26 protein-coding genes, 4 pseudogenes and 1 riboswitch are annotated in these 25,609 nt (G+C 42.9%); of the genes and pseudogenes, 5 read left to right on the top strand and 25 right to left on the bottom strand.

The window, feature by feature from the left end; genetic code table 11:
* Nucleotides 1-81 precede the first annotated feature (81 nt).
* The 17 genes from JCM19037_RS21650 to JCM19037_RS00060 all read right to left on the bottom strand — a co-directional run bounded on the left by JCM19037_RS21650 (nucleotide 82) and on the right by JCM19037_RS00060 (nucleotide 11,414).
* On the bottom strand, nucleotides 82-1,602 hold the full coding sequence (locus JCM19037_RS21650; protein ID WP_052363369.1) for a 3'-5' exonuclease: 1,521 nt from the start codon (nucleotides 1,600-1,602) through the stop codon (nucleotides 82-84).
* Entirely contained in the window at nucleotides 1,545-2,099 is a 555-nt protein-coding gene (locus tag JCM19037_RS21645; protein ID WP_081828941.1) for a 3'-5' exonuclease, read from the bottom strand. Before JCM19037_RS21645 ends, JCM19037_RS21650 begins: the two co-directional genes overlap by 58 nt.
* Nucleotides 2,044-3,723, bottom strand: coding sequence for a UvrD-helicase domain-containing protein (locus tag JCM19037_RS21640; RefSeq protein ID WP_052363367.1), 1,680 nt, complete (start codon nucleotides 3,721-3,723; stop codon nucleotides 2,044-2,046). Before JCM19037_RS21640 ends, JCM19037_RS21645 begins: the two co-directional genes overlap by 56 nt.
* The gene (locus JCM19037_RS27985; RefSeq protein WP_052363366.1) at nucleotides 3,723-3,995 is read right to left on the bottom strand and encodes a PD-(D/E)XK nuclease family protein; all 273 of its coding nucleotides are present in this window, start codon (nucleotides 3,993-3,995) and stop codon (nucleotides 3,723-3,725) included. The genes JCM19037_RS21640 and JCM19037_RS27985 overlap by 1 nt, the downstream gene beginning before the upstream one ends.
* A gap of 13 nt (nucleotides 3,996-4,008) precedes the next feature.
* Nucleotides 4,009-5,007, bottom strand: a complete 999-nt coding sequence (locus JCM19037_RS21630) for a PD-(D/E)XK nuclease family protein (RefSeq protein WP_255357820.1) — start codon at nucleotides 5,005-5,007, stop codon at nucleotides 4,009-4,011.
* A complete protein-coding gene (locus tag JCM19037_RS21625; RefSeq protein ID WP_152548866.1) occupies nucleotides 4,914-5,399 on the bottom strand; it encodes a hypothetical protein in 486 nt (161 codons plus the stop codon). Before JCM19037_RS21625 ends, JCM19037_RS21630 begins: the two co-directional genes overlap by 94 nt.
* A gap of 17 nt (nucleotides 5,400-5,416) precedes the next feature.
* On the bottom strand, nucleotides 5,417-5,812 hold the full coding sequence (locus tag JCM19037_RS21620; protein ID WP_052363363.1) for a hypothetical protein: 396 nt from the start codon (nucleotides 5,810-5,812) through the stop codon (nucleotides 5,417-5,419).
* A gap of 48 nt (nucleotides 5,813-5,860) precedes the next feature.
* Complete coding sequence (locus JCM19037_RS21615; RefSeq protein WP_193744611.1) at nucleotides 5,861-6,847, bottom strand: 3'-5' exonuclease; 987 nt, start codon at nucleotides 6,845-6,847, stop codon at nucleotides 5,861-5,863.
* A complete protein-coding gene (locus JCM19037_RS25355; protein WP_052363361.1) occupies nucleotides 6,756-7,208 on the bottom strand; it encodes a hypothetical protein in 453 nt (150 codons plus the stop codon). The genes JCM19037_RS21615 and JCM19037_RS25355 overlap by 92 nt, the downstream gene beginning before the upstream one ends.
* On the bottom strand, nucleotides 7,205-8,143 hold the full coding sequence (locus JCM19037_RS00090; protein WP_042396572.1) for a S1C family serine protease: 939 nt from the start codon (nucleotides 8,141-8,143) through the stop codon (nucleotides 7,205-7,207). Before JCM19037_RS00090 ends, JCM19037_RS25355 begins: the two co-directional genes overlap by 4 nt.
* A 153-nt stretch (nucleotides 8,144-8,296) precedes the next feature.
* Entirely contained in the window at nucleotides 8,297-8,566 is a 270-nt protein-coding gene (locus JCM19037_RS00085) for a VOC family protein (RefSeq protein ID WP_238544471.1), read from the bottom strand.
* A gap of 127 nt (nucleotides 8,567-8,693) precedes the next feature.
* Nucleotides 8,694-9,122, bottom strand: a complete 429-nt coding sequence (locus tag JCM19037_RS00080) for an NUDIX hydrolase (protein WP_042396569.1) — start codon at nucleotides 9,120-9,122, stop codon at nucleotides 8,694-8,696.
* A gap of 20 nt (nucleotides 9,123-9,142) precedes the next feature.
* The gene (locus tag JCM19037_RS21605) at nucleotides 9,143-9,601 is read right to left on the bottom strand and encodes an acetamidase/formamidase family protein (protein ID WP_152548864.1); all 459 of its coding nucleotides are present in this window, start codon (nucleotides 9,599-9,601) and stop codon (nucleotides 9,143-9,145) included.
* Between the two features lie 31 nt (nucleotides 9,602-9,632).
* Nucleotides 9,633-10,028, bottom strand: coding sequence for an acetamidase/formamidase family protein (locus tag JCM19037_RS21600; RefSeq protein WP_052363359.1), 396 nt, complete (start codon nucleotides 10,026-10,028; stop codon nucleotides 9,633-9,635).
* A gap of 128 nt (nucleotides 10,029-10,156) precedes the next feature.
* A complete protein-coding gene (locus JCM19037_RS00070) occupies nucleotides 10,157-10,360 on the bottom strand; it encodes a DUF6501 family protein (RefSeq protein ID WP_042396567.1) in 204 nt (67 codons plus the stop codon).
* Complete coding sequence (locus JCM19037_RS00065) at nucleotides 10,300-10,863, bottom strand: hypothetical protein (protein ID WP_042396565.1); 564 nt, start codon at nucleotides 10,861-10,863, stop codon at nucleotides 10,300-10,302. Before JCM19037_RS00065 ends, JCM19037_RS00070 begins: the two co-directional genes overlap by 61 nt.
* A gap of 137 nt (nucleotides 10,864-11,000) precedes the next feature.
* Nucleotides 11,001-11,414 carry a hypothetical protein gene (locus JCM19037_RS00060; RefSeq protein WP_042396562.1) on the bottom strand — a complete coding sequence of 138 codons (414 nt, stop codon included), beginning with the start codon at nucleotides 11,412-11,414 and terminating at the stop codon, nucleotides 11,001-11,003.
* Nucleotides 11,415-11,950: 536 nt separating this feature from the next.
* On the opposite strand from JCM19037_RS00060, the gene JCM19037_RS26325 reads away from it, so the two are divergent.
* Nucleotides 11,951-12,241 carry an ATP-binding cassette domain-containing protein gene (locus JCM19037_RS26325; RefSeq protein ID WP_238544459.1) on the top strand — a complete coding sequence of 97 codons (291 nt, stop codon included), beginning with the start codon at nucleotides 11,951-11,953 and terminating at the stop codon, nucleotides 12,239-12,241.
* Entirely contained in the window at nucleotides 12,157-13,575 is a 1,419-nt protein-coding gene (locus JCM19037_RS00055; RefSeq protein ID WP_238544458.1) for an ABC-F family ATP-binding cassette domain-containing protein, read from the top strand. The genes JCM19037_RS26325 and JCM19037_RS00055 overlap by 85 nt, the downstream gene beginning before the upstream one ends.
* Before the next feature lie 65 nt (nucleotides 13,576-13,640).
* On the opposite strand, the pseudogene JCM19037_RS29755 reads toward JCM19037_RS00055, so the two are convergent.
* The 3 pseudogenes from JCM19037_RS29755 to JCM19037_RS00045 all read right to left on the bottom strand — a co-directional run.
* A pseudogene (locus JCM19037_RS29755) lies at nucleotides 13,641-14,281 on the bottom strand (2-oxo acid dehydrogenase subunit E2); the annotation flags it as partial.
* A 146-nt stretch (nucleotides 14,282-14,427) separates the two neighbouring features.
* A pseudogene (locus JCM19037_RS29750) lies at nucleotides 14,428-14,899 on the bottom strand (biotin/lipoyl-containing protein); the annotation flags it as partial.
* Nucleotides 14,899-17,727 (bottom strand): annotated as a pseudogene (locus JCM19037_RS00045) (2-oxoglutarate dehydrogenase E1 component). The pseudogenes JCM19037_RS29750 and JCM19037_RS00045, both read right to left, overlap by 1 nt.
* Nucleotides 17,728-18,261: 534 nt before the next feature.
* Between JCM19037_RS00045 and JCM19037_RS00040 the strand changes: the two are divergent.
* Nucleotides 18,262-19,059: an HAD family hydrolase gene (locus tag JCM19037_RS00040; RefSeq protein WP_052363358.1), complete on the top strand. Its 798-nt coding sequence runs from the start codon at nucleotides 18,262-18,264 to the stop codon at nucleotides 19,057-19,059.
* A 31-nt stretch (nucleotides 19,060-19,090) separates the two neighbouring features.
* Nucleotides 19,091-20,443 carry a YjiH family protein gene (locus tag JCM19037_RS00035; protein ID WP_042396557.1) on the top strand — a complete coding sequence of 451 codons (1,353 nt, stop codon included), beginning with the start codon at nucleotides 19,091-19,093 and terminating at the stop codon, nucleotides 20,441-20,443.
* A gap of 277 nt (nucleotides 20,444-20,720) precedes the next feature.
* Here the strand turns inward: JCM19037_RS00035 and JCM19037_RS00030 are convergent, their stop codons facing one another.
* From JCM19037_RS00030 to JCM19037_RS00015, 4 genes and pseudogenes are all read right to left on the bottom strand, one after another.
* Nucleotides 20,721-21,251, bottom strand: a complete 531-nt coding sequence (locus JCM19037_RS00030; RefSeq protein WP_152548863.1) for a hypothetical protein — start codon at nucleotides 21,249-21,251, stop codon at nucleotides 20,721-20,723.
* 251 nt (nucleotides 21,252-21,502) lie between these two features.
* Nucleotides 21,503-22,383: pseudogene (locus JCM19037_RS00025) on the bottom strand (alpha/beta hydrolase).
* 544 nt (nucleotides 22,384-22,927) lie between these two features.
* On the bottom strand, nucleotides 22,928-23,317 hold the full coding sequence (locus JCM19037_RS00020; RefSeq protein WP_238544457.1) for a type II toxin-antitoxin system PemK/MazF family toxin: 390 nt from the start codon (nucleotides 23,315-23,317) through the stop codon (nucleotides 22,928-22,930).
* 20 nt (nucleotides 23,318-23,337) lie between these two features.
* Nucleotides 23,338-23,601: a hypothetical protein gene (locus JCM19037_RS00015; protein ID WP_042396546.1), complete on the bottom strand. Its 264-nt coding sequence runs from the start codon at nucleotides 23,599-23,601 to the stop codon at nucleotides 23,338-23,340.
* Nucleotides 23,602-23,792: 191 nt separating this feature from the next.
* On the opposite strand from JCM19037_RS00015, the gene JCM19037_RS00010 reads away from it, so the two are divergent.
* Entirely contained in the window at nucleotides 23,793-24,323 is a 531-nt protein-coding gene (locus tag JCM19037_RS00010) for a hypothetical protein (RefSeq protein WP_042396542.1), read from the top strand.
* Between the two features lie 24 nt (nucleotides 24,324-24,347).
* Here JCM19037_RS00010 and JCM19037_RS00005 read toward each other — a convergent pair whose 3' ends face one another.
* Nucleotides 24,348-24,992: a YhcN/YlaJ family sporulation lipoprotein gene (locus JCM19037_RS00005; protein ID WP_042396538.1), complete on the bottom strand. Its 645-nt coding sequence runs from the start codon at nucleotides 24,990-24,992 to the stop codon at nucleotides 24,348-24,350.
* A 164-nt stretch (nucleotides 24,993-25,156) separates the two neighbouring features.
* A riboswitch (Lysine riboswitch) is annotated at nucleotides 25,157-25,338 on the top strand.
* Nucleotides 25,339-25,609 lie beyond the last annotated feature (271 nt).

The following is a 25,609-nucleotide window of genomic DNA, read 5'->3' as shown; positions in this document are numbered from 1 at the left end:
CATAACTCCCATCAAAAAAGTATAACCAACTCTCATCGACTTGTCGGTGCCAAATCTGTTCGATGGCTTCCTTATATATTTCTAATTGCGCACGGTAGCGCTCACAAAGAATAGGCCTGCTTCAGCAATCCCACCAGAAAAACGCGAAGCCGCTTGGTCCGTTTTATAGTCAAGAAGGACAAGTCGGTCATTTTCATCAACAAACAGACAATCCGCCATGCCTTGTATAAGAATCGGCTCATCTTCAGCGGTTTCCCAATCAGGATAAACGTGACGACTCTTCTTAATGAAAGTAAAAGGGACTTCTTTGTACAATCGTTTGGCTTGCTTCATCCTCATCCCGAGCGGTGACGTTAAGAAATCCAACACCCATTGCGGCTGAATCGTCTCTTTTTCTGAGAGGGTAAGAAGTTCTTTTTCATATAGTTGTTGAACGAACGCTTCGATGTCTAAAAGACTGGCATCTTGCATCGGGAGATGTTGCATCACAGTATGCATCGCTGTTCCTGCCTCTGCACCACTTAACGCGCCCTTTTGTAAAAACTCAGGTCGTTTTGCTCTTTCAGAAGAGAACGTGCGAGCGGGGCTTTCAGTTGCACTGTATCGGTCTTCAGCGAGTCGTTTTATGTCTGTAACCGTCTGTTTTGCAAACGATTTTGTCGCTTCTGGATGAGGGTAGCTATACGACAACCTCTCGTCAACTTCAGCCATGTGTGAATCCCCACGGTTCTCCACAGGTTGAAGAGATTTAATCAAGCCGAGCTTTTCATTCTGATCTGGCTCTTTCTCACCTTCCTCAGACAAAACGGTCTGTTCAAACTGCAATCGCCATTTCGACGGGTGAGCAATTGATGTTTGCAGCTGTACATCTGAATGAGCTTGCTGAATACTAGGGTGTTTTAAGATCGCTGGCACAAGCCAATCAAAAAATCGTTTTGCATTTTTTCTCACGTGTAACGGCAAGAGCTTAGAATCGTCATCAGCCAGCTTTATCCAGTCGAGCATTTTTTTCTCGCGTTCTTTTACACTGCCAACAAGAATTGCTTTTTCTTTAGCGCGAGTAAGTGCGACGTAGAGAATTCGGAGCTCTTCGGACAGCTGCTCACGTTCTTGAGCATTCTTAATCGCCAATTGTGGCAACGTTTTTCGTTTCGTACGCTGATTTGTATCAATATGAACGGAACCGAACCCTAACGTTTGGTGAATTTGCGTCGCCCGTTTACTATCCGAGAAATTAAATTCTTTCATCCCGTCCACGATAAACACAACGGGGAACTCCAAGCCTTTACTTTTATGGATGCTCATGATTCGTACGACATTTTCCTGCTCACTTAACGTTCTTGCACTTTCTAAGTCATCCCCTCGCTCTTCCATTCGATCAACAAATCGTAAAAAGCGAAAAATCCCACGAAATGACGTTTTTTCATACGCTCTCGCGCGGTCATATAACGCATGAACATTTGCTTGTCTCTGTTTGCCGCCTATGAGACCACCTACATAGGAATCGTAGCCAGTCTCTTCAAAAAGCTGCCAAATAAATGGCGCTAAGGCGGTATGTTTGGACCGCGTACGCCACTGTTGAAAATGCTCATAGAATAGCACAAGTTTTCGCTGCCACCGATCGGTTTGACGCTTTTCTTCAATGTAAGTGGTCGGCGATGGCTCAAACGTAGACGCGGCTCATTCGTAATCGTCTTTTTCACCGCTTCATAAAAAGGCTCACCAACAGCAGCGAGTCGAATCTCTGCTAATTCATTTTCTTGTAAGCCAACAATCGGAGAACGAAGCACCGCAGCGAGTGGAATATCTTGATACGGATTATCGATAATTCTTAGCAAAGCAAGCATCACTTGAACTTCAATTCGTCGGAAGTACCCTTCATCTCGATCTGAATATGCGGGAATGCCTTCATGCTTAAAGATGTCCAAATAAACCGGAGCTGATGGCAGTGATCGCATGAGCACCGTAATGTCCCGGTATTCAATCGGTCTCATTTCTTTTTTCTCTTTGTCAAACACCGGATACTCGCTTGCGATGAGCTCATTAATTTTCGATGCTGTCCACGTACTCGATCTCAGCTGCTGGCTGTTTGTCCTCATCCTCTGATTCCCGCTCTAATAAAGTCAATTCTACTTCATAGCGGTCCACATCAGGAACATAATCTACATTTCCGTATTTCAACGATTGAGCATCATCATATGTCACATCGCCAACATTTGAATCCATCGTTTGTTCGAACACATAATTCACACCATCCAACACTTCTTCACGGCTGCGGAAGTTATCGGATAGATCGATGCGTACTCCAGGTGCTCGTTCAATCTCCTCTGCCGGTTGTCTGAGGGTTGCATACGTTTCATGCTTCTTAATAAAAAGACCGGGTTCGGCAAGACGGAATCGATAAATGCTTTGTTTGACGTCCCCTACCATAAAACGATTGTTCCCGTCTGATAAAAGCTCCAGAATTGCTTCTTGAACTTGATTTGTGTCTTGATACTCATCGGTAAGGACCTCTTGAAAATGGTCTTGGTACTGTTTTGCAATGGCGGATGGTTGATCCACGGAATCATTACTGAGAATTTCTAACGCAAAATGTTCAAGGTCGTCATAATCCATTAATGTCTTTTCACGCTTCGTTTCTCGGTACTCTTTGGCGAACGTTTGTACAATCTCGACAAGGGTCTCTACACGTGGGTGCAACTGTTGAATCGTATCCAGATAATCATCAGGGTTTGGGCGCAGTAATTTTTCTACCTCAGCGATCATCTTCTTACTCTCATCACGCAACGCTTTCGCGCGTGCTTGAACGACAGGATCAAATTCAATCCCTTTTTTCTTACTCGGTAATCTTTTCCACGTAAAACCGATCACCTGTTGGCGCAATTCTTCCCACGTATTCACACTTGTTAATTGGTGCAGCCGGCCGTACTCTTCTTCAAATAGGTCGAGGTAATGAGGGGGGCCTTCAGGGGCGTGAACCGCCTCTAATCCTGACTTCATTAACCCTAATGCGGAATGCACTTGTTCTAAAGCGTAAGAGAACACAACTTCTCCCCACGGTGATTGTTGAGGATGTTCATACGGATGTGCGTACATTTTCTTGACGTAACCCAACCATTTATTTGGCTCTGGGTGCGCTCTTGAACGAGTGTATAGGTCAAAGATAAGTTTGCGCAATCCCGTGTCGCTTCGGTCGTTGCTATACGCTTCTGCCATTTCATAAAAGATCGGTGCTTCTTCAATTGATGCTCCGTAATAGGTTTCAAGTACACCATCGAGTACTTCTTCTTTCAGGAGCTCGCGCTCCGTGTCATTTGCAATTCGGACTTTCGGGTCCACATTCACTTCATAATAGTGCTGACGAATAAGCTCTGAGCAAAACGAGTGAAGCGTGGAGATGTTTGCGCGATTTAACAACTGTCGTTGACGTTGTAAATAGAGCGAAGGGTTCGCATTTAATTCTTCTTCAATCCGCTCTCCAATCCGTTCTTTCATCTCAGCTGCAGCGGCTTTAGTAAACGTCACAACGAGCAACCGATCTACTTCTGCCTCATCGCTTGAATCAACAATTCTACGTACAAGGCGCTCAACAAGTACGGCTGTTTTCCCGCTACCGGCTGCGGCTGCGACAAGAATGTTTCCCCCTTTTAAAGAGATCGCTTCCCACTGCGGGTCCGTCCAACGGACACCCGTGGGCTTTGCTTCTAGTTTCCAACGCTTCATCACTTTTCACCTTCTCTCTTTGCACGAAGATCCATCATTTTTTGGAGTGCTTCGTCATCGTCAAGTTTTGGGATATCTCGATAGTCGTTTCCTGGTAATGTCGGATCAAACTGACAGACCGATTGGAATGGACAAAACGTACAGGCAAGTTTCTTGTTGTCTTTATTGTACGGAGTTATGCTCGTTTCCCCAGCTGTCATGCGATTGCCAATGTCAACCATCTTCGTTTGCAAAAACTCATGCAGGCCATTTAATTCGTCTTGATTAATCACTTTCGAGTGAGCGTCAAAATTCCCGTCTTTTTTTTAGTTTAGCTGGAACCATTCGTGAAGCACCTGTATCGGTGAACTCCTCATCCATTAACGAGGCGACAGCCGGATCTTTTTGTAACCATCCATTCATTTTGTACGATTTAAAACGTTCAGCTGCAATTACGGTATCCTCATCCGCCTCAGTTAAGTCAATTACCGGATTATGAACGTGGAAATAAAACATTCCCCCCGTATGAGCTTCAATCCCCATCCAAGACTTGGCACCATTAACGACAATGTCTAAGTACACAGGCATTTGCAAGGATATGCCATGGAGAACATCGGTAAATGAGAGCGATTGTTCACTTGACTTATAATCAACGACTTGCATATAAGAACCTCGGTCTGTTGTTGCTTGGTCAACACGATCAATTCTTCCTCGAAGAGACATTGTCGCCCCATTGTCTAACGTGTATACCGGTGACTGCAATGGGCTTTTTCTTCCAAACTCTACTTCTAAGTCAATCGTCTCAAAGTTGGACTGAATTGCCTGTTCACGAAGTGTCTTCGTCACGCTTTGCATGATATTTGTTAATTTGTACTGAACATATCGGAAATGATTCGAGCTCTCCAATATGTGCCGTTGAATTTTAGGTATAACCGCTTTCGTTACTTCTCCAGTAATGTGGCGACACTCTTCTTCAGTCATTGTTTTCCATGTCTTGTTCTCTCTTTTTAGTACATCCGAGATGTCTTTTAGCACCGCATGGAATAATTCCCCAATATCAAATGCTTCTAAGCGGTAAATGTCACGTTCTTTTAGGTTTAACCCATATTGACTAAAGTGTCGAAACGCACATTGTTCAAACAGCTCCATTCGACTGACACTTGCTTCAATGTGCTCGCCAAACAATTTCGCAGATGACTCCTCACGCAAAGCTACCGCTTCATTGTCGTACGTAAGACTTTGTAGTGCCGTCTCAAAATGAGCATACCAGTCGGGTTGTTTCGTAAACCAATTATAACGTCCCACCAAATTGGAGCGATCGTCTCCCCCGCTTTCCACCGTTGGAGTTGGCGAGATAAAAGGTCGATCGCCTGTCTAGGATGGGAAAGGTGGGTCAGTTGTTCAGACAATTGTGTGCCCGCGGGTTCTGCTTCAACAAATGCCGTTTCAATCCCAGAAAACTGTTCATTCAACTGGCGAATTAGCGGAGAAGGCAACAAGCTACTTCCTTCTTCATCAGCAAGTGCATAGGAAAAAACGATGTGATGACTTGAACTAGATTGCGTAAGATAAACGAAAAAAGGTTCATGCCATAACCGTTCCACCGCAGACGGCCCAAGAGACACTCCTTGGGCTTCCAACAGATTGCGGTCTTGGTCTGATAAGATCCCGTCCTCAGTCGGTCGCTTTGGAAGCAACCCTTCATTGCAACCAATTAAAAATGTCGTTTTATTTTAGGTAGGCGAGAACGCTCCATATCTGCGATCGTCACTTGATCGATCGCTGGGGGGACTAGACGAAAACTCAAACTTTCAAAACCAGCATCGATGAGTGTAGAAAACGTCTCAAGTCCAAGATCATCGTTACCGGCCACGTGCACAAATTGATCGATCACATCGATAATGTTTTCCCAAACTTGATCGTGTTCACTGCTTTCTTCCAAAGCCCCTCGATCTACGGCTGCTTGACTCAATTGTTCCAGCTTTTCTGGGATGTGTAGCTCAATAAGAAATTCATAAAGTACTCTGCTCATCTCTTCAACATTTGTGCATGCAGATAACGCTTTATGAAACTGTTCTATCGGAGCGATGAGCATATTTTTTTGTTTCATTTAAGCGTTCTTCAATCTTCTTTTCTTTGTCGGTTTGACTTCGTACATCTAAGAGATGACGGGCGCTTGAGTATGTCCAATTTGTTGTGACTGTCCAATCCTGCTTCTCTTTCCGGTCGCGAGCACATAATTCTCCAACTCATCCACACGCTCACGAAACATCTGCCAATTTGAATGTAGTGGAAACAATAAATCCGTCTTGAATGCACGAAAAACCGGTTCGTAGCGGTAATTCTGTATCATCATCTCGAACGTTGAACGAATAAACTCAATAACAGGATGATGCATCATCGACCGAGAATCATCAAGAAAATAAGGAATATCAAAACGTGCGAATGTATGCTTCAATAAATCTTCATAAGGCTCAATATCTCTCATGAGAATCGCGATTTCTTCATAACGATACCCGTTCTTTCTGACGAGGTCACGGATGGCACGGGCAACACTTTCGACCTCTACGCGTCGGTTCACAGCTTCAACAATTTGAATGCTACCGTCACCTACATGCTGTTTTGTGCCTCGTGGCTGGTCATCAAATTGCTCCAACATCGAAATGCCAGCATTTTCAAAACGTCCCCCACCAGCAAATTGACGTACGCCCCAAGACAAGTTTTCCGCTTGTAATATTTGGGTTAACTCGCTGTACGTTTTCGCAGGTAAAAAGAAGCGATTCAGTTCATTCGGCGATTCTCCAGATCGGGGTACTTCAGGTAACGTTAGCGACATCTTTACAGAACTTGCCACATTGAACAATTTATGTACAACGATTTGCTCTTGCTTGCTGAAATCATGGAACCCGTCAATGTAAACGATGGCCCCTCGCGCAATCGTTGATTGGTCCACTAACTCCGCTAACAGTTTAATCGATTCTTCAGCGTTCACATAAACCCCAGTAAACAACGATTCGAACGTCTCGTAAATCAGATGGATATCATGAATTTTGTCACGCATCACGTGTTGGTCGCTTTCTGCGAGAGGCTCTAGCATTTCTGCTGAGACCGCTTGCCTTCTCATTTCCGTAATGATGCGCTCCATCTCGCAATGAACCTTCCGTATCTGCCGTTTTTTTATAAACGAGTAGCTCATCCTTTTTCTCCTCGACAATCTTTCGAATGAGCATGTGCATACCTGGCTTTTGTAAACGTTCCCTTCGGTGCCCTCCCAATTCTTGCAAAACCCGGTGAGCTAAACGTGAGAAACTATACACTTGAACTCGTGTCATGCCACCAGTTAGTTTCGCCAACGCATACTCCACTTGAAAAGTCATTTGCTCGGGTACAAGAAACACGATCGGTGATCCATCGACCGGCTCGTTTGACAACAAACGGGCAACTTCACTGATCATTTCCTTAGATTTCCCACTTCCATTTCTCCCTAAATAAAACTGGATGCTCACTCGTTAGCACCTCCTTCTTCAATTATTGTCACTTGGTCAATGACTTCATTAACGGGGACCATCAATCCGACACGACCTTCATCCCCTTGATTTCTCGTTGCATAAATAATACCGACTACTTCTCCCTCATGGTTAATCGCTGGACTACCAGAGTTACCACTAAACGTAGGGGCACTGATGACAGCTGGCGTGCCTGTTTCCAATACCTCTCCCTCATTCGCAATGCCTGTAAAGGAAAGGGGATTGCCAATGACAATAATATCGGTACCTACATCCATAATCGGCTCATCCTCTGCCAAAGGCAAATACGGGACAGGCGTTTGCTCTCCAATATCAATAATTGCAAAATCCAATTCATCAGAAATAAACACCGGTTCCGCTTGAAACGCAGTACCATCATGCAACGTTGCAATCACTTGAAACGCCTCTTCCACTACATGTCTGTTCGTCGCAATCAAGCCATCTTCATTTATAAAAAAGCCTGTCCCTCTTGAAGATGCTCCGGGAGCTTCGACTTGTAACGTGACGACAGATTCCCGCCACTCGGCAACTTCTTCATTTTGTGAGAGTTCGTATGATGTCGTAAGAAAATCAATCACATCTGGTCGTAAGAATTGAAACAATGCCGCTGCGCCTTGAACGACGAGTAAAAAAGAAACGAAGATGATCCCGAATTTTTGCCACCGTTTTAGTGTCTTTTTCTTCTTTTTCGTTTTATCATCGATCACTTCTTTTTCAAAAAAAGCCTCTAAAGGGGGTTCCTCTGGAGGGATATTCAAATCATCATCAGACTCTTCTGTTTGCCACTCTCGAAAGTCTTCTTCTATAAATTCATCGTTAAAATCATCAGCGTCATCATCGAACTCACCTACGATGTCTGATTGTTCACGATTTCGTCGTTCTTCCTCGCGTCTTCTTTGATCATCTTCTGTCATAAGTACAAGTGGCCCCTTTTTGTTCGCTATATGTATTTTATCATGCAAGGCAAAGGAGCGTCATATGAAAACATCGAAAGAAAAAGAAGTGATTCGCATTGATCACTTCTTTTGATTATATATTACGGTATGTGAAATTTAATGTGGTGTTTATTAGCAATTACAAATCATAATCACGTTTCCATCTGGGTCTTCAATGTTGAACCAAGCCGTTTCGCCGACTTGTTCGATTTCTCGTACGACACGTATACCTTTGTTTTGTATATCATCGTAGGCATCCTGAATGTTTGGCGCATACAAGTTAAACAAAGGTTGTGTTGTCGCTTCGTAGTGGAAATTCGGATCAAAACGATGATCGTCCAACGTGAGTGACGTCGGCCCGCTCACGGGCACATTGTGTACGGGTGATTCCACATGGGACACATTCAAGCTCACCCCTACCAAGTCTGAATACCAAACCGCCGAAGCTTTAGATCTTTCACATGCACAAAAATACTATTAATTTGATTTCTTATCGGTAACGTCATGAATGATCCTCCCAACTATTTGTTTAACCCACTTGTTTTCTAATTGAATCGGCTTGTCGAACATTTTTCTTTAAGAATTCAGGTGCTTTTGCCGTATCGAGCAAGTCTGAAGTGGACAGCCATAAAACGGCTTTCACTTCTTTGTTACTTTTCTCGTAGGGTATGCCTGACGCCAATTCACAAACGTACACAATATCAACAACAGGCGTACCGTTATCTGCAAAAAACAGCGTACTATTCACATACTGCAAATTTTTCACCTGCACCCCAATCTCTTCCATCACTTCACGATGGAGAGTTTGCTCCAATACATCGTTTGCTCGTGCCCCAGCCTCGACTCGTCCACCGACAAAAGCCAATTGCCGAGCGGCGTGTTCTTCTTGCTCACTCCGTTTTATAAATAACCAATGGTTATCATCGTAAATGGCTGCTTCTACATTAACGACAAACATCGTTTTCTCCTTTTCCATCTTCACTCAACGCCCGTTTGTTGGAGAACTGATTTTGGCATTTTTAATCGCACGGTTTTTAACGGATTGACGGCCTGGCATATTTCCAAATTCGAAGAAGCACTGAGTAGCATCATCGCTTCTTCACTCGTTAGCCGTGACCGCGTGGCAAGGAAGGTTGTCCATTCCGACGCCGCTCGTTTGGCTGCCTCTTCGAATGTTTCTGCTGACGCAATAACTTGCCAACTATCGCTCGTTTCTAACCACGGAAGATTTATTTCCTCCTTCACGACCGAAAACTTCACTGTCACACGGGCAGCAATTTCCACACCGGTCACACACACTTCACCATCTCCCATTGCCGCATGCACATCACCTAAAGCGAATAGCGCCCCATCACACGAAACCGGAAAGTAGACCGTTGATCCTTCGGTCATACTCGTGTTATCCATATTCCACCGTGATTCCCAGGCGTTCCGCAACTCACCGCCTCGCCTGTCGGTGCAACGCCAATCACGCCAACCATTTTGCGCACTGGAAATGAAATCTCATCCGAAAAATCACGTGATCGTCGCGAACGTCCATCAGTTTCGATTGAAAACGATCCACCTGATCTCCTAACACCCCTAAACCAGGAGCAACAGCCATGACACCTTGCGAATCTAAATCAATGCTTACAATCTCTACTTTCAGCGCATCTCCAGGTTTTGCATCGTCTACAAACACCGGTCCGGTAGCAGGGTTCACGGCATTCATATCAATTTTGTCAAACGTCGACGTTTCATCCACAATTTGATTTGAAAATGCATCTAACGTATGGAATGTCACTTCTTTTCCTACAGGAACTGAACGAATGGCTCGATGCTCCTTTGAAAACGTAAAAATATGATCCGTTGATTGTATGTTCATAACCATCACCTCTTTTCATACTATTCTAACATATATTATCAATTTTTAAGTTTACATAATATTTTTATTGGAAACTTAATTACTCAATGCCTATTCTCCATAAAAAAAGACGGCTGTTCGCCGTCTTACTACTGCTCTTCAAAATAATCTTTTAAGAAACCAGCCATCGTTCCCGTGTCATCAATCACAAAATAAAATTCTTCAGTTTCGTTCTTCACTTCGTACGTATTCCCTGGTGTAAGGACGGAATCTACTTTGTATTTCTTCGCGTTCACATGCACACAAGTAATTGTTTTGATTGTCGTGTTATTTTCCCATGTATAGTGCAGCATCTATAACTCCCCTTATTAATCGTGATGGTAAACAAGTTCTGGTAAGTGATCGAGAATAAACTGCGCTTTGTTCGCATCGGCAAGTAAATTGAAGCGCTTATAGTACGTGAGCACTTTCTCGAATGATGCTCCATTTGTTTACTTTCCTTAAAGATGCGTTCAAATGCTTCGTCAGCAAGCATAAACGCAGCAACAAAATCCGTAAACGGAATCACATAAGACTTCGCTTCGGTTTGAATCGATGAACAATAGATCATTTCATTTGATTGTTCTTTGAAAAACTGAGCAATCTCATCCATATAACGCTGATAACTTTCGGGAACCCAACTTGCTCGGTCGGCATAATAAGAATGAAGCTCCCGGAAAAATGTAATGAAAAACGGTAAATCTTCACGTTTTATATTAAGATCAAAGCCATTTTCTTTAATGCGTGGCCAATTCATCGGTTCCAAAGAGTGATGCAGCGAGCGACAATAGAAATAACGCTTTCGGCTCGTATCCATAGTATCCCCTTTCGGATCATGCTTTTCCTGATTGAGAGTGATTATCAATAGTATATCATGCGACATGCTTTCATGACAATCTGAATACAACCCAAAAAAACAGCCGTCAACAATTGACGACTGTTCGACTTTACCATTTATAAGCAATTCATTCTACGTACGTCGCTAATAAAATCAATGAGCTTAGACTCCCCGGAAAATGCTGTTTCATTGAGGTCATGTTCACTTATTGTAATATGGAGCGTATCGCGATCGGGTTTGTGTTCAATCCAGATTCCACTGAGCTCTAGTGAATCTTCGTTCATAATTTGCATCTCAAGCCGTTCAGCAATTTCTGATAATTGTACACGCTGCTTAGGGAGATCAATACGGATGCTTAACTTCTCAGGAACATCTGTAGAAATAAATCCCCATTTCGTCCCTTTCCAAGAACGACATCCAGTTCGACTATTCAGAACGATGTCTTGTTTATCATCTACGGTGAGTGTTGTGTTTGACCAGCCTCTCATCTGAATCGCCGCACGCAATTCTTGAGCTTTCGTTTGTACCATAAGAAATCCCTCCTCAAAAATGTGCACCTCACGGTTATCGACGGACTACGGGCGACTTTCGCTTCAAGAGGCGATATAAAGTATTCAGCCTCGAATGAACGTTTACGAGGGCTAAAGGTATACTATATATTACCACATTTCTAGATGATGTAAACCCTTAAATTTCATATTTTCTCACAATTGCTCGTCTTAGTGATTTTAGCCTACCATTCGACAACTTCGTCTTGTGACACAAATGATTCCGGTTTACTTTTGAGAGATTATTCAGTAAAGTATAGGTGATTACATACAAATGGGAGGTGAGTAGATATGAGTCTTTTTAGTGGTCGTCTGGCAAAGATCGGTTCGTTTTTAACACGTTGTCGGACGATTTTTTCGGTATCGGTTGCGAAATTGGATCAGTCTGTCTTTTTTCAACCTATACGATGGAAAAACTACTAAAGGGACGTGTCTATTCATTTTTCACACGAAGATGATGGAGACTCATGCTCCGTCATCTTTTTTATTGGTCACGTCTTCTCAAAGGAGAAGCAACAATGATTGTATGCTACGCACATCAAATCGAACAAACGTATGGTGGGACCACCATATTTTCCAACCTATCTTTTGAAATTCAATCAGCTGACCGAATTGGTCTTGTCGGTCAAAACGGGTCAGGTAAATCAACACTCGCCCAGTTAGCTGCAGGCGAAGAATTACCAATCGTCGGCACGATTGGTTGCAAAAAAACACTTCAAAAGGTTTGCTTCCACAAATTCCAGGTCACTCGAATGAGGGTACAGTTTATGAAGTACTCCAACAAAGCTTTGAACATATATACGATATAAACAATGAGCTGCAACGTCTAGAAGAACTGCTTCAACAACCCGATCAAACCAACCTAGAACAAACGTTACACACGTATGGATTAATACAAGAGCGATTTGAAGCTGTGGGCGGTTATGAAATGGACGCCTTAATCCGACGCGTATCTGATGGATTAGGCATTAATACGCTCTTAGAGGCGAGTTGGGAAGCGTTAAGTGGTGGCGAGCGTGCCAAAGTTGAACTTGCACATTTACTACTCACAACGCCGGACTTACTCATACTAGATGAGCCAACCAACCATCTTGATCTTTATGCACTCGAATGGTTGAGCAAATGGGTCCGTAATTACAAAGGTGCTGTGCTTATCATTTCCCACGACCGTGCATTTCTCGATGATACGACAATAAAGACGTGGGAGATCGAGCAAGGCACATTGCACACGTACAATACAAATTACAGCGGATATGTCCTAGAGCGAGAGGAACGATTACTGAAAGAATTCCAAGCTTATACCGATCAGCAAAAAAAGATTAATAAAATGAAAGAAACGATTAAACGTCTAAAAGATTGGGCAAATCGCGCCAACCCACCAAATGCTGGAATGCATCGTCAAGCTAAAAGTATGGAAAAAGCGCTACAACGAATTCAACAATTAGAACGTCCCGTTCACAAGAAGAAAATCTCATTAACTTTCAATCATGAAAAACGAACAGGAAATGATGTGTTCACTTGTCATAATGTGCACAAGTCGTATGCTCACCTGCAGATTTTGCAAAACGTCTCTATGCACATTCGTTACGGTGAGCGAGTGGCCATCGTTGGTCCAAATGGCGCTGGCAAATCGACGCTTCTACACGTATTAACAGGAGAAGTACTTGTTGATGATGGAGAGGTAACGATCGGCACGAATGTATCCATTGGCTATTTGTCTCAACACCCCACTGTTGGCGATCAAGAGGATACGATCGTTGCAGCATTTAAAAAAGAAGTGGCCGTCACTGAGGCTCGGGCCCGTCATATTCTTGCATCGTTTCACTTTTTCGGACATGACGTCTTTAAGACAGTCGTCTCTCTTAGCGGCGGGGAGTTGATGCGGCTTCGCCTTGCACAGCTCATGCACCAAAACCACAATGTTCTTATTTTGGATGAACCGACGAATCACCTTGATATCGACGCGCAGCATATGATTGAAGATGCAATTGAAGGTTTTACGGGTACAATCGTTGCCGTATCCCATAATCGATACTTTCTTAACAAATGCTTCCCAATCACCTTCTGGCTTGAAGATGGCCAACTTACGAAGTATGAAGGATCTTTTCGGTATGCTTATGAAAAACGGGTAAAGGAGCGTTGAAAAGACGCCCCCTCACCTATCAAAAAACCGCTCGGATGATCGGCATCCGAGCGGTTTTTCCTATATTATCCTTCGAGTAAAAGTTGCTCCGGCTCTTCGAGCATCTTTTTAAGTTCCACAAGGAAACTTACAGCTTCTTTCCCATCAACAATACGATGGTCGTAAGAAAGAGCGATGTACATCATCGGACGGTTTTCCATGCGTTCCTGATCAATGGCTACTGGACGCCATTGAATGGTGTGCATGCCTAGAATCCCAACTTGAGGAGCATTTAGAATTGGTGTGGATAGCAATGATCCAAACACGCCACCATTCGTAATCGTAAACGTACCGCCTTGAAGGTCAGAAAGAGCGAGTTTGTTATCTCTTGCCTTTTTCCCAAGCTCACCGATTTCTTTCTCAATGCCTGCAAAACTTAACCGTTCAGCGTCACGAACGACCGGTACAACGAGACCATCATTCGTTGATACAGCCATACCGATATCGTAGAAATCTTTTTTCACAATTTCATTGCCTTGAATTTCTGCATTAAGAAGTGGGAATTTCTTCAAAGCACCTACGACGCTTTCGTAAAGAAACTCATAAATCCGAGACGTACGCCATCATGTTGTTCTTGGAAGGCATCTTTACGACGCTTACGAATATCCATAATCGCACTCATATCTACTTCATTAAACGTCGTAAGCATCGCACTTTCTTGTTGTACATCAACAAGACGCTTCGCAATCGTTTGACGACGACGGCTCATCTTGATTCGCTCATGCGGCTTGCCACCGAACTCATCTTTCTTTTCTGGTGCTGGGCTTTCATTCTTCGCTGCTGGTGCTGATTTCGGCTGGTTCGTGTGCGCTTCTACATCCTCTTTGCGCACCCGGCCAAGTGGATCACGGGTCGAGATTTCATTCAAGTTAATCCCTTTTTCACGTGCCAACTTACGAGCAGCTGGAGAAGCGATTACGTGGTCCGTTTCACTAGACTCAGAAGAGTCATCTCCGCCAGTCGAACTAGGCTCCTCTTTCTTTTCAGAAGGTTGTTCAGCAGCTGGTGATTCTTTTGCCGGCTCTTCAGCTGGTGCTGAACCTTCCTTGGCATTCTCATCAATCGTCGCGATGGCTTCACCAATCTCGACTGTGTCTCCTGCTTCTCTTAAGTGTTTTTGCAACACACCAGATTGTTCGGAGTTGATTTCAACGTTCACTTTATCGGTTTCTAACTCGGCAATCGTTTCCCCTTGTTCGATATAATCGCCTGGTTGCTTTAGCCACTCAGCAATTGTACCTTCTGTAATCGATTCTGCGAGTTCAGGAACTTTAATTTCAGCCACTATTTTGTTCTCCCTTCATTTCGACCCAATGCTGTATTAATAATCCGCTGTTGTTCGTGTTTGTGGAAGTTCGGATCCCCTTCAGATGGACTGGAACGGCGACGACGACCTACGTAATCAAGCGTTACGTGATCTGGCAAACTTTCACGCAAGTACGGATCAATGTAATTCCATGCGCCCATATTCTTCGGTTCTTCTTGTACCCAAACGGCTGAGGTCACGTTCTTATATTTGTTAAGAATCGTGTTCACTGTCTTGTGAGGGTAAGGGTACAATTCTTCAAACCTTACGATATGAATCTTCTTCGTATCAACGGTGTCATCAATACTTTCATGCAAGTCAATCGCCATTTTACCTGTACAGAAGACGAGTTTCTCCACTTCATCTTCGTTTCCAAGCGTCTTCGGATCGCCAACTATACGGTGAAAACGTCCATCGGTAAATGATTCGTTTGAATCGGCTAATGATTTGTTTCTTAATAAGCTCTTCGGTGTCATGAGCACAAGCGGTCGAACTTCATCCATCTCCAAGCTCTTCGCTTGTCTTCTAAGGATGTGGAAGTATTGCGCTGTACTTGACAAGTACGCAACGTTCCAGTTGTTCTCCGCTGCGAGTGATAAGAAACGTTCGAGACGCGCACTTGAGTGCTCAGGTCCAGAGCCTTCATAACCATGAGGTAACAACAGCACCATACCTGAACGTTGTCCCCATTTCGCTCTACCCGCTGACAAAAACTGGTCAAACTGGACTTGTGCGGCGTTTGAGAAATCTCCATATTGTGCTTCCCAAAGTACAAGTGTCTCTGGTGCTTGAACGTTGTACCCGTACTCAAAACCAACAACTGAAGCTTCAGATAGCGGCTATTATGCAACGCAAACGATGCTTTCGCCGTTGACAACGTGTGCATAGGTGAATGAATATCACCCGTTTTATGATCATGCAAGATCAAGTGTCTATGGTTAAACGTTCCACGCTCGGAATCTTGACCTGTCATCCGAATCGGAGTTCCATCAGAGATAATCGAAGCAAATGCTAGTGCTTCAGCATGACCCCAATCAATTACACCATCTGTAAATGCTTCTTTTCGGCGTTCTAAAATCTTCTTCAGTTTCGGGAATGCCGAAAACCCTTCTGGGTGCTCGAGCAGTTCTTCGTTCATCTGCTTTAGCGTGTCATAATCTACGGCAGTATCCATCTTTGGCAAGCCTTTTTCGATCACTTCAGGCGGGTTCATTTCAGAAACCTCTTTATTCGCCTCGCCTACTTTGTCATACTCACGCTTTAGTTTGTCTTGGATGTTTGTTTGCATTTCTTTCGCTTCATCTTCAGTAATAACACCATCGCCAACAAGCTTTTTCGCGTACAACGTTCGTGCAGTATCATGGTTTCGAATTTGTTCATAAAGCTTCGGTTGTGTTGATGCAGGCTCATCGGTTTCATTATGTCCGTATCTACGGTAACCTACGAGGTCAATTAAGAAGTCTTTATGGAAACGACGACGGTATTCACAAGCGAGATGAACAGCAGCGATACATGAATCAGGATCGTCTGCATTCACGTGAATAATTGGAATTTCATAGCCTTTTGCAAGGTCACTTGCATATGTTGTTGATCTTGAATCGTGACTTTCCGTCGTAAACCCAAGCAAGTTATTTGCAATAATATGCAAGGTTCCACCCGTTTGGTATCCTTTAAGACGGCTCAAGTTAAGCGTCTCCGCAATAATGCCTTGACCTGGGAACGCCGCGTCACCATGGATAAGAATGGCGCCTGCTCGCTCCATTTCTTGACTCGGAAATCCGATTTCTGTACGGTTTTCTTGTGCAGCACGCGCATACTGCGACAATTGGATCTACATACTCCAAGTGACTTGGGTTGTTCGCTAATGCAACCGTTGTATATGTTGATTCTTCACCAATTTGCTTATTAGCCCCGAGGTGATACTTAACATCCCCAGTCCAACCTTCGCTCAATGAACCTTCAGTTGGTGCTTCTTCTTCATTTGGTGCATGTTTAAATTCAGAGAAAATTAAATGGTAAGGCTTCCCTAATACGTGGGCAAGCGTACTTAAACGACCGCGATGCGCCATGCCAATCATGATGTCTCTTGCACCATCTTGCATGTAGCTTTGCGTCATTTCTTCGAGCATCGGTACCATCGCGTCCAATCCCTCAATGGAGAAACGCTTTTGTCCGACAAAGTAACGGTGTAAAAACTGCTCAAAACTTTCGGTTGCCGTAAGCTTCTCAAGGATCGATTTGCGTTTATCGCTTGACAGCTCTTCGTATATATTACCCGTTTCAACCATCTGATTGAGCCAATTTTTCTCTTCGAGGTCGTGTACATGGTGGAATTCAAATGCAATGGATTTGGTGTACATTTGCTTAAGATGATTAATGGCATCTAAACCATTCCGAACAGTGTTTGGTGCATCTTTACAAAGCATTTCTGCAGGCATTGATTTCAGATCATCTTCACTGAGACCATGCTCTTTTGGATCAAGAAACGAGGATTCTTCTCCTGGCTCTTGCAGAGGGTTCATATCCGCCAACAAATGACCAAATGTCCGAATATTATCGGCAAGTTTAATGGCAGCTGCAACCTTATGCATTGATGATGAGTTCACTTCTTGGCTGTCCATTACTGAAACACCATTAGTCGTTTCATCCATGGTTGGTGCACCGTATGCATCAAACCACGCTTTTAAATCTTCTTCAACTTCATCTGGGTTATCCTTATACACTTCATACATGTCCATCACGTACCCTAAGTTCGGTCCGTGAAATGTTTCCCAAGACTTTCCAAGCTTGGAAACCTTTCTGTCCATCTGCTACTACCTCCAACTACACTTGTTTACAATCTGTGAATGATGGCCGCTAATTCTACTAAACTTCGTCTTACCGAACAATTCCGATCCACTCAGAATCATCATTCTCCTCATTATTTTCACACACTAAAATGACGATATTGCAAAAAGCGAATATCACATACAACAGTCATCCATCAAAAAAATCATTCATGACGAAACTATATCCATATAACAATCATTCGTCGTTACACGGTGGATCCGTGTTAATCACGGTTAAAACTAATTGCATCATTGCATGAAAAAATGATTGACGTCATTTCGTAACGCTTTCACGATACTATTTTAACATGCTCTGCGAAAGGATACAAAAGATAGAGCAGATTTTGTTTGTTAAACTGACAAACTTTTATTTCCACAACGTAAACGCCGAAAAATTCCGAATATATGACAAACGGGTGTCACTTTCCGTCAGAATATTATATTTATACGTCTATCTGTTGACAATATGCTACAATATGAGTAAATATACACTGACAGGAAAGGATGAACATTGTGCTAAACACATTGATCTTTGACCTCGACGATACATTGCTTTGGGACAAAAAAAGCATCAAGGAGTCTTTGCTTGCAACATGCAATGAAGCTTATGCACTTGCTGGCGTTGATCCTGAACTACTTTTTGAAGCCGTAAAAGAACGAGCGCCAGAAGAGTACAAAAAGCAAAGTTTTTACCCGCTCACTGTAGCTTTAGGAATTAATCCATTCGAGGGACTTTGGGGCTCCTTCAATGACGTTCATGACGCCAGGCTTCGGGCGATGGCTGCGGACATTGGTGCTTATCAATTTGATGTATGGATGCAAGCATTAAGAAGTGTAGGGAATGAAGACTTGTCTCTTGCCCGCAAACTTTCCAGAACGTTTATTTATTATCGAGAAACATTACCTTATGTGTTTGAGGAAACGTTTGATGTACTCACACAATTAAATAAAGCTTTTCAACTCGTTTTACTTACAAATGGAGCACCTAGCTTGCAATTGAAAAAGTTAGAAATGACCCCGGCACTCGTACCGTTTTTCAACCGGATTTTCATTTCCGGTTCTTATGGTGTCGGTAAACCTGACTTAGGGTTTTATCAATATGTACTAGGTCAGCTTGACTTAAAACCAGAACATGCAGCAATGATCGGCGATAATCTTCATACGGATATAATTGGCGGGAATCAGGCTAAACTAACAACAATATGGTTAAATCGCGAAGGTACGAAAAACGAAACATCAATTACCCCAGACATTGAGATCGTCAGTTTGCGGGAAATGCACGAAGTGGTGGAGCGAATCTCCATCTCATAACTTTCTATTTTTCATCTAAGGTGGGAACATCATGAACAGCACGACAAAACTTCCAACGATCCTTTGGTTTCTTATTCCTTCATTAATAGGAATATTTATCTTTATGCTTCCCATCAGTTATACGGCGGACGGTCAATCGCAATTGACGATTCCGATTGCCTTTATATCAGAAACAGCAGAAATGGCTTTTGCACCGATCCTTGCAGAAATGACAATGGTGCTTGCTACTTTATCTGTTCTCGGTAGTCTCGTCTACCTTTATGTGAAACCAACGTGGATGAACAACTCCGTATTTGCATCAATATTCAACGTATCTACCTTTTGGTTGATCGTTCGAATCATCGGGTTAACACTCGGACTTTTTATCTTTTTCCAAGTCGGTCCAGAATGGATTTGGGGTGAAGATACGGGTGGACTCATTCTTGATCTCGTTTCATTTCTTATCGTCGTATTTTTATTTGCCGGCATCTTTCTCCCGCTTTTGCTCAATTTCGGTTTGTTAGAGTTTGTCGGAACGCTCATGAACATCATCATGCGTCCGTTGTTCCGTTTGCCAGGACGGTCTTCGATTGACACGCTAGCTTCTTGGTTCGGTGACGCTACAATTGGCGTCATGATGTCCAATCAGCAGTATATTGATGGCCACTACACGAAACGAGAAGCAGCAGTTTTAGGGACTACGTTTAACATCGTTTCCATTACGTTTACGATTGTTATTCTCGGTTATCTAGACTTAGAGCACTTGTTTATACCATACTATGCAACAATTGTCATTGCAGGTTTAGTTGCCGCACTGATCATGCCGCGCATTCCACCACTGTCTAGATTTAGTGATGACTATTATGAATATGCTACGCCTAAAAGAAATGAAGAAGCATCGAATGAACCGCTCTTAAAAATAGCATGGCGTGGAGCGATGACCCGAGCCGCTCATGCTCGAATTCGGGATACCGGAAAACAAGGAATGCAAAACGTATTGGATTTATGGTTCGGTGTCATTCCAATTGTCCTTGCCATTGGTACTGTCACGATCATTATTGCAGAACAAACACCGGTTTTCACCTGGTTAGGTATGCCGTTCATCCCATTTCTAGAGCTCATGCAAGTGCCAGAAGCTGCTGCTGCCTCGGAAACGATGCTCATCGGCTTTGCAGATATGTTGTTGCCAGCACTCATCGGTTCAGGAATTGAAAGTGAAATGACGCGATTTATTATCGGTTGTTTATCTGTTACGCAACTCATATTCATGTCCGAAGTGGGCGGATTGTTACTCGCATCAAAAATCCCCGTAAACTTTTGGCATCTCGTTGCGATCTTCTTGCTTAGAACGATCATAACGTTACCGGTAATCATTTTATGTGCACACGTTGTGTTTACGCTTTAACAGGCTTACACATATAATCATTAAAGATACGCCAATACAACGATTCATATAAACCGGATGTTCGCTATAGAACATCGGTTTTTTGTGACATTATTTCTAAGGTGGGTGTGGGCAAAAAATGAAGCGTCGTTAGAGTATCAATAAATTAGATTTCGATTTTCTTAGACACATTATGTGTTCATTCTCTCTCTGACCCCAAGCTAATACTTGCGGATATGCATCACTTCGTACTCAAAAAAGAACTGAGCGTACAATTCCGCTCAGTTCTTTTTTATAGTTATACGTTGTTTAGTCGTTTTTCAAATCGTCTAAGTTCCTCGCCACTGTTTCGCTTCTCATGGATGAGCAACTGGCGCATGAGTTTCTCGGCTTTAATGGATACCGGTAAAAGCCGTTGGCCGATCATACTCTGGCGTAAAAATTCTATTGAAGTAATCTGATACTGCTCGGATTCATCCACTTGGTCTAAATAACGTTCAAACACATCGCGGATTGAATCTCCTTTTTGTACAATACGGCCGTATTTCTTTTGATTAAACTGAAAGTTCCATAGGTCTACACTGTTCATGAGCACTTGTGAGAATAACATTTCGTTACCCTCCATCTGAAACCCTTGCGACTTACAATATTTCACGAACAATGGCAAGTCTTTATCAAAAAAGGCAGCTCTCTGACGTGACTCTTTCGTCTGTGGACGTTGCTTTAGACCCGTCCGTTGTTTAGACGTTTGAAGAAAGTTTACGAGCATCTCTTCTGATTCATCTTTTAATAAAAAGACCGGTCGAGTCATTTGAATAAACTTCTTCATTTCCTGTTCTAAAAAATCACCGCTTCTTCGTTGTTCGTTGTGTGGTTTACGCGATTCATCGGACGATTCAATCGCAGCTTAAGTCCTGCCAGCATCAGGAGGCCCCCTTTCGGAATTGTCATTAACCAAAATGTAGTGTATCACAGTCAAAGGTAAAATAAAATAGAGAAATACAAAGAATACACGAAAAAAAATCACCTGATCAGTTCTGTGCTGATCAGGTGCCGTTTTTTCGTCGTTTATCACTATTTTTACTTGAATTCGTCATCTCGATCTTCAAATTTAAATAACCCATCTGCTTGTTCTGCCATCTGATCAAACACATTTGAAAATTGAATGGACAATAAATAAATTGCTGCAGCGTGTGCTTCAATTTCTTCTTTCACACGTGCCCACCCACTTGGAGGTTCGCGGTCTATGACGCGGAAACCTACAGTTGCCTCTCGGTCCCCTGCCCACTCATTTTCTAGGAAAGCAAGACTGTCATTTAAAGCTGTGTTACCCGTGGCCATCACTTCATAAAACGATAAAAACCCGTGCATGACGCCTTCATAGCGCATTGTTTCTACATGTACACCGTCTTGGAATAGTTTCTCAGCATACAGTTCACCCTCATCACGGAGTGGATCATATTCTGCAGTTGCGATAAATGCTGGTGGCAAATCGGTACCTTCTCCAGCATCAAGTGGTGAAACATACGGGTTCTCCCACATCTCTTTTCCTGGCGTGTATGAATCTCTTGCCTTTTCCATTACGGCTCTGGAAAGCAAGTAGTTGCCGCTGCTGTACTTGTCCCTCGTCTCAAGGGCGTGATCGTGAAACGTCGTTAATGGGTAATAAAGAAGCTGGGCTACGAGGTTTGGCCCTCCTAAATCCCTCGCTTTCATCGCCGTAACGGTCGCAATGTTCCCACCTGCACTGTCCCCTGCGACAGCGATATTATCTGGATCTCCCCCGAGTCTTCTGCATGTTCATGCACCCAAACGAGAGCATCGTAAGAATCTTCAATCGCTTTAGGGAAGATATGTTGAGGTGCAAGACGGTAACCTACGCTAACAACAATGGCGCCAGACCGATTCGCTAAAGCTCGGACGATATTATCATGAGAATAAATGCTGCCGTACCCTTCCATGAATGCCCCGCCGTGATAATACATAATCATCGGTGCATTTTGCACACCTTTCGGCTTGTGCAAACGTGCCTCTAAGAAGTGACCATCACTTACTGGGATTACAATGTCTTGTCTTTCAAAGACAATCCCATCATTATTCGTTCCTCGCGTGAGAAATGCAGGTGCTTGTAAATTATCGCTTGGCACGATGAGTTGGTTGTTAATTGCATGAAGAACGACTCCCGTTTTTGCAGGTAAATTCCCTTCTGCGGTGACCGACCAGCTACTGACAAAGCTTGATAAAATAATGCCAAAACCAATCCCTAGTTTGAATAAGAATGTGATCATTTTCCAAAGTTTCGTTGATGAGATCTTCACGATTATCTCGCCTCCCGCACTTCTCCTATTTATCTCTGTTTCCACGATATTCATGCATGTTTTTTATATTATATCACAATGTTTGGTAAATGTTGCGTTATTTTTTTAGTTTATCACACATTTTCACACATTCTTAGCAATGAAAAACCGACTCGGGGAGTCGAGTCGGTTTTTATCGGTTATGTAGCTACAAATCTCTTAACCCAATGCTGATTTCTAACGCTTCATTCACCTTTTGCATCATGTTCTCATCGAGATGTGTAATCTTGTCTGTTAGCCTTTGTTTATCGATCGTTCGGATCTGTTCCAAAAGTACAACGCTATCTCTGTCAAACTTGTGTTTATTCGCATCAATTTCTACATGTGTTGGCAACTTGGCTTTCTTTATCTGTGCAGTGATCGCCGCAACGATGACGGTCGGGCTAAACCGATTGCCGATATCATTTTGGATTATCAACACCGGCCGAACCCCGCCTTGTTCGGATCCTACAACCGGAGATAGATCTGCAAAGAAAACATCGCCGCGTTTGACGCTTTTCTTTGCAGCTGGATGTTGCGATTGATTATGGTTGCTCACCTCATCCATTCACCTCCTTGTTAATAATGGGTGACCTTTTGTGTGTGATTCTTTTTAGACGCTTCCCATTCACAATAGGCAAAAGCTTCGGCAATCGCTAAATTGAGCTCTGCCATTTCCTCATAACCATATCGAAGATCTTGAATGAGTTGTTCGCGCTTTTTCTTTTGAACATAGTATTGAACAATATTGTGAAACAGGCGATTTTGTTCGGGTTGCGTCAAGTGCCTTATTTCACTAAATAAATCATTTGAAAGTGGAACTGCGATTTTTTCTGAATGCATGATCCTATTCGCCCCCCAGCCATGTATTCCTTATCCATTATAAGTGAAATCGGTGATGGAATAAATGATTTTTCACATATTCGCTTCCCTATAATGTAAGGATGACCGGTTCTGTTAGAAAACATGCATAGAATTGTCGCGCAAATCCCATACTACGAAGTAAAGAAGATTGACAGAAAGGGGTTTCGATCGTGAGAAAGCACCTGTTCGCCATAACAGCCATCTCTTTATTGGCTGGCTGCAATCAATACGGAAACGATCTTGAGCAAGATTTACAACAAGACAATGCTAAGCCTCACATGGAGGATCAGCAACCTAACTCCATTTATGTAAAGAATGAGAAACATCCTCCTGAAGAAGAGGTCATGCTCTATAGTGATCATTACGCATACTTTTTGGAGCAATTTCATGATGAACTTGATGTGCTTTACAACCACATGCTAAATGGCAACTACATGAGAGCAGAAAAAAGTGCTGAAACATTGTTCAATTACACAAAAGATATGGAAGGAATCTATACACCTCAATCTTTTGAAGATGTAAAAGAACTCATTGTTAGCTCACGTGTTGAATTAAACGCCATCCTCGACGACCTACCGAACTGCGATGGGCAAACAGACTGTGACAATGCGAAAACCCATACAGAAAACTTAACGAATTATCTCGTGACGATGGAACATCTGTATGAAGCAAAGATTAACGACTTAGGCATCACATCGTAAATATAAATGAAGAGGGAGGATGGTTTAATCTAACCATCCTTTTCCTCTTTTTTGTAGCTCATACTCCATCTCATGAAACCAATCATCCAGATGCCTTTCTTGATTCGGGTGTTCAGCACGTTCAGCAGCTCGGATTCGGTTCACCGCTCCTCGATCTGTAAACCATTCGTACTGCGCATCATTTCGTTCTGCATTTACAATCTCTTGGATTGCACGATTCATCTGCAACTTATCCTCAGTTTCACTTTCTAAGCCAATAAAAAACCTGCCATTGAGTTCAACAACATACGCGCTGTATACAGGGTGAAGTTTTTCTAGTTTGTACTTAATATTCGCAGCGTCTTCACCTGTATCCGTCTGTTCAATACGATCGTTAATTTGCTCAGCCTCATGTAACAACGCATCAGGATGTGCATGCGAATTCGGCCTACCTTTAAACTTCCCTGTTTTTGCAGGAGTTAAACGGTTATTATGCCATCCATAATCTCTTTGTGTCGGTTTGTTTGTATAATTGTAATATTCATCAGAACTTAAGTTCTCAACCATTTGATCGTCGTCTCGATTTGGATAGCGGTCTTGACTACTTTCTTCAATTGCATTTTCATTGCATGCGCTCATCAATACGAGCTGACCAAGCACAATACATACTATTATGCTTTTCCTCTTCATAGTACGCGAACCTCCCTCTTACTGTTATTTTTCACTGCTTTACTTGATTTATTGAAGGCAAATGTCGTCACTGTTTCCAATACGTAACAAAATGATCATCGTTTACCCATTGCATCGGGTGAGTTCCTTTGTTAGTATAAGGATATAAGTTTATACAAACTTCTTCTGGGAGTAGAGGAGCAAAGATCATTAGTAAGTAAATGGAGAAACGTGAGTTTCTTTGAAGTTTACTGAAAGGGGAATTTGCCGAAGCTAAGGCATGCTCACGCAGTCAAAGCTGGTCTTACATTGAACAAATGTATGGCTGTCATATAAGGACAACCTTATATGGAGGGCTATCTCACGCATGAAGTGCTTTTCTGTTTAGGAAGGTATTCATGCAGCAATGAGATCTCTCATTGTTGCTTTTTTATTGGCAGCTGCCGCCCTTCCCAATCAAACAGCTGCACTTTCACTAGTGCAAGCACATATTATGTTTGTGTCAGGCCCCTCATGTTTTTTAACAAACCTAGACTACAATTTATAAGCAGAGGGTGATATTCATGGATTTTGGCCGAATTGTCACTGCGATGGTGACTCCATTTAATGAACAAGGACAGATTGATTACAACGATGTT

Source organism: Geomicrobium sp. JCM 19037 (genome assembly GCF_000698105.1).
In the GTDB taxonomy this organism is placed as follows: domain Bacteria; phylum Bacillota; class Bacilli; order Bacillales; family Marinococcaceae; genus Geomicrobium_A.
Note: the sequence above shows the minus strand (reverse complement) of the source record. Positions and strands in the feature narration are given on the sequence as shown.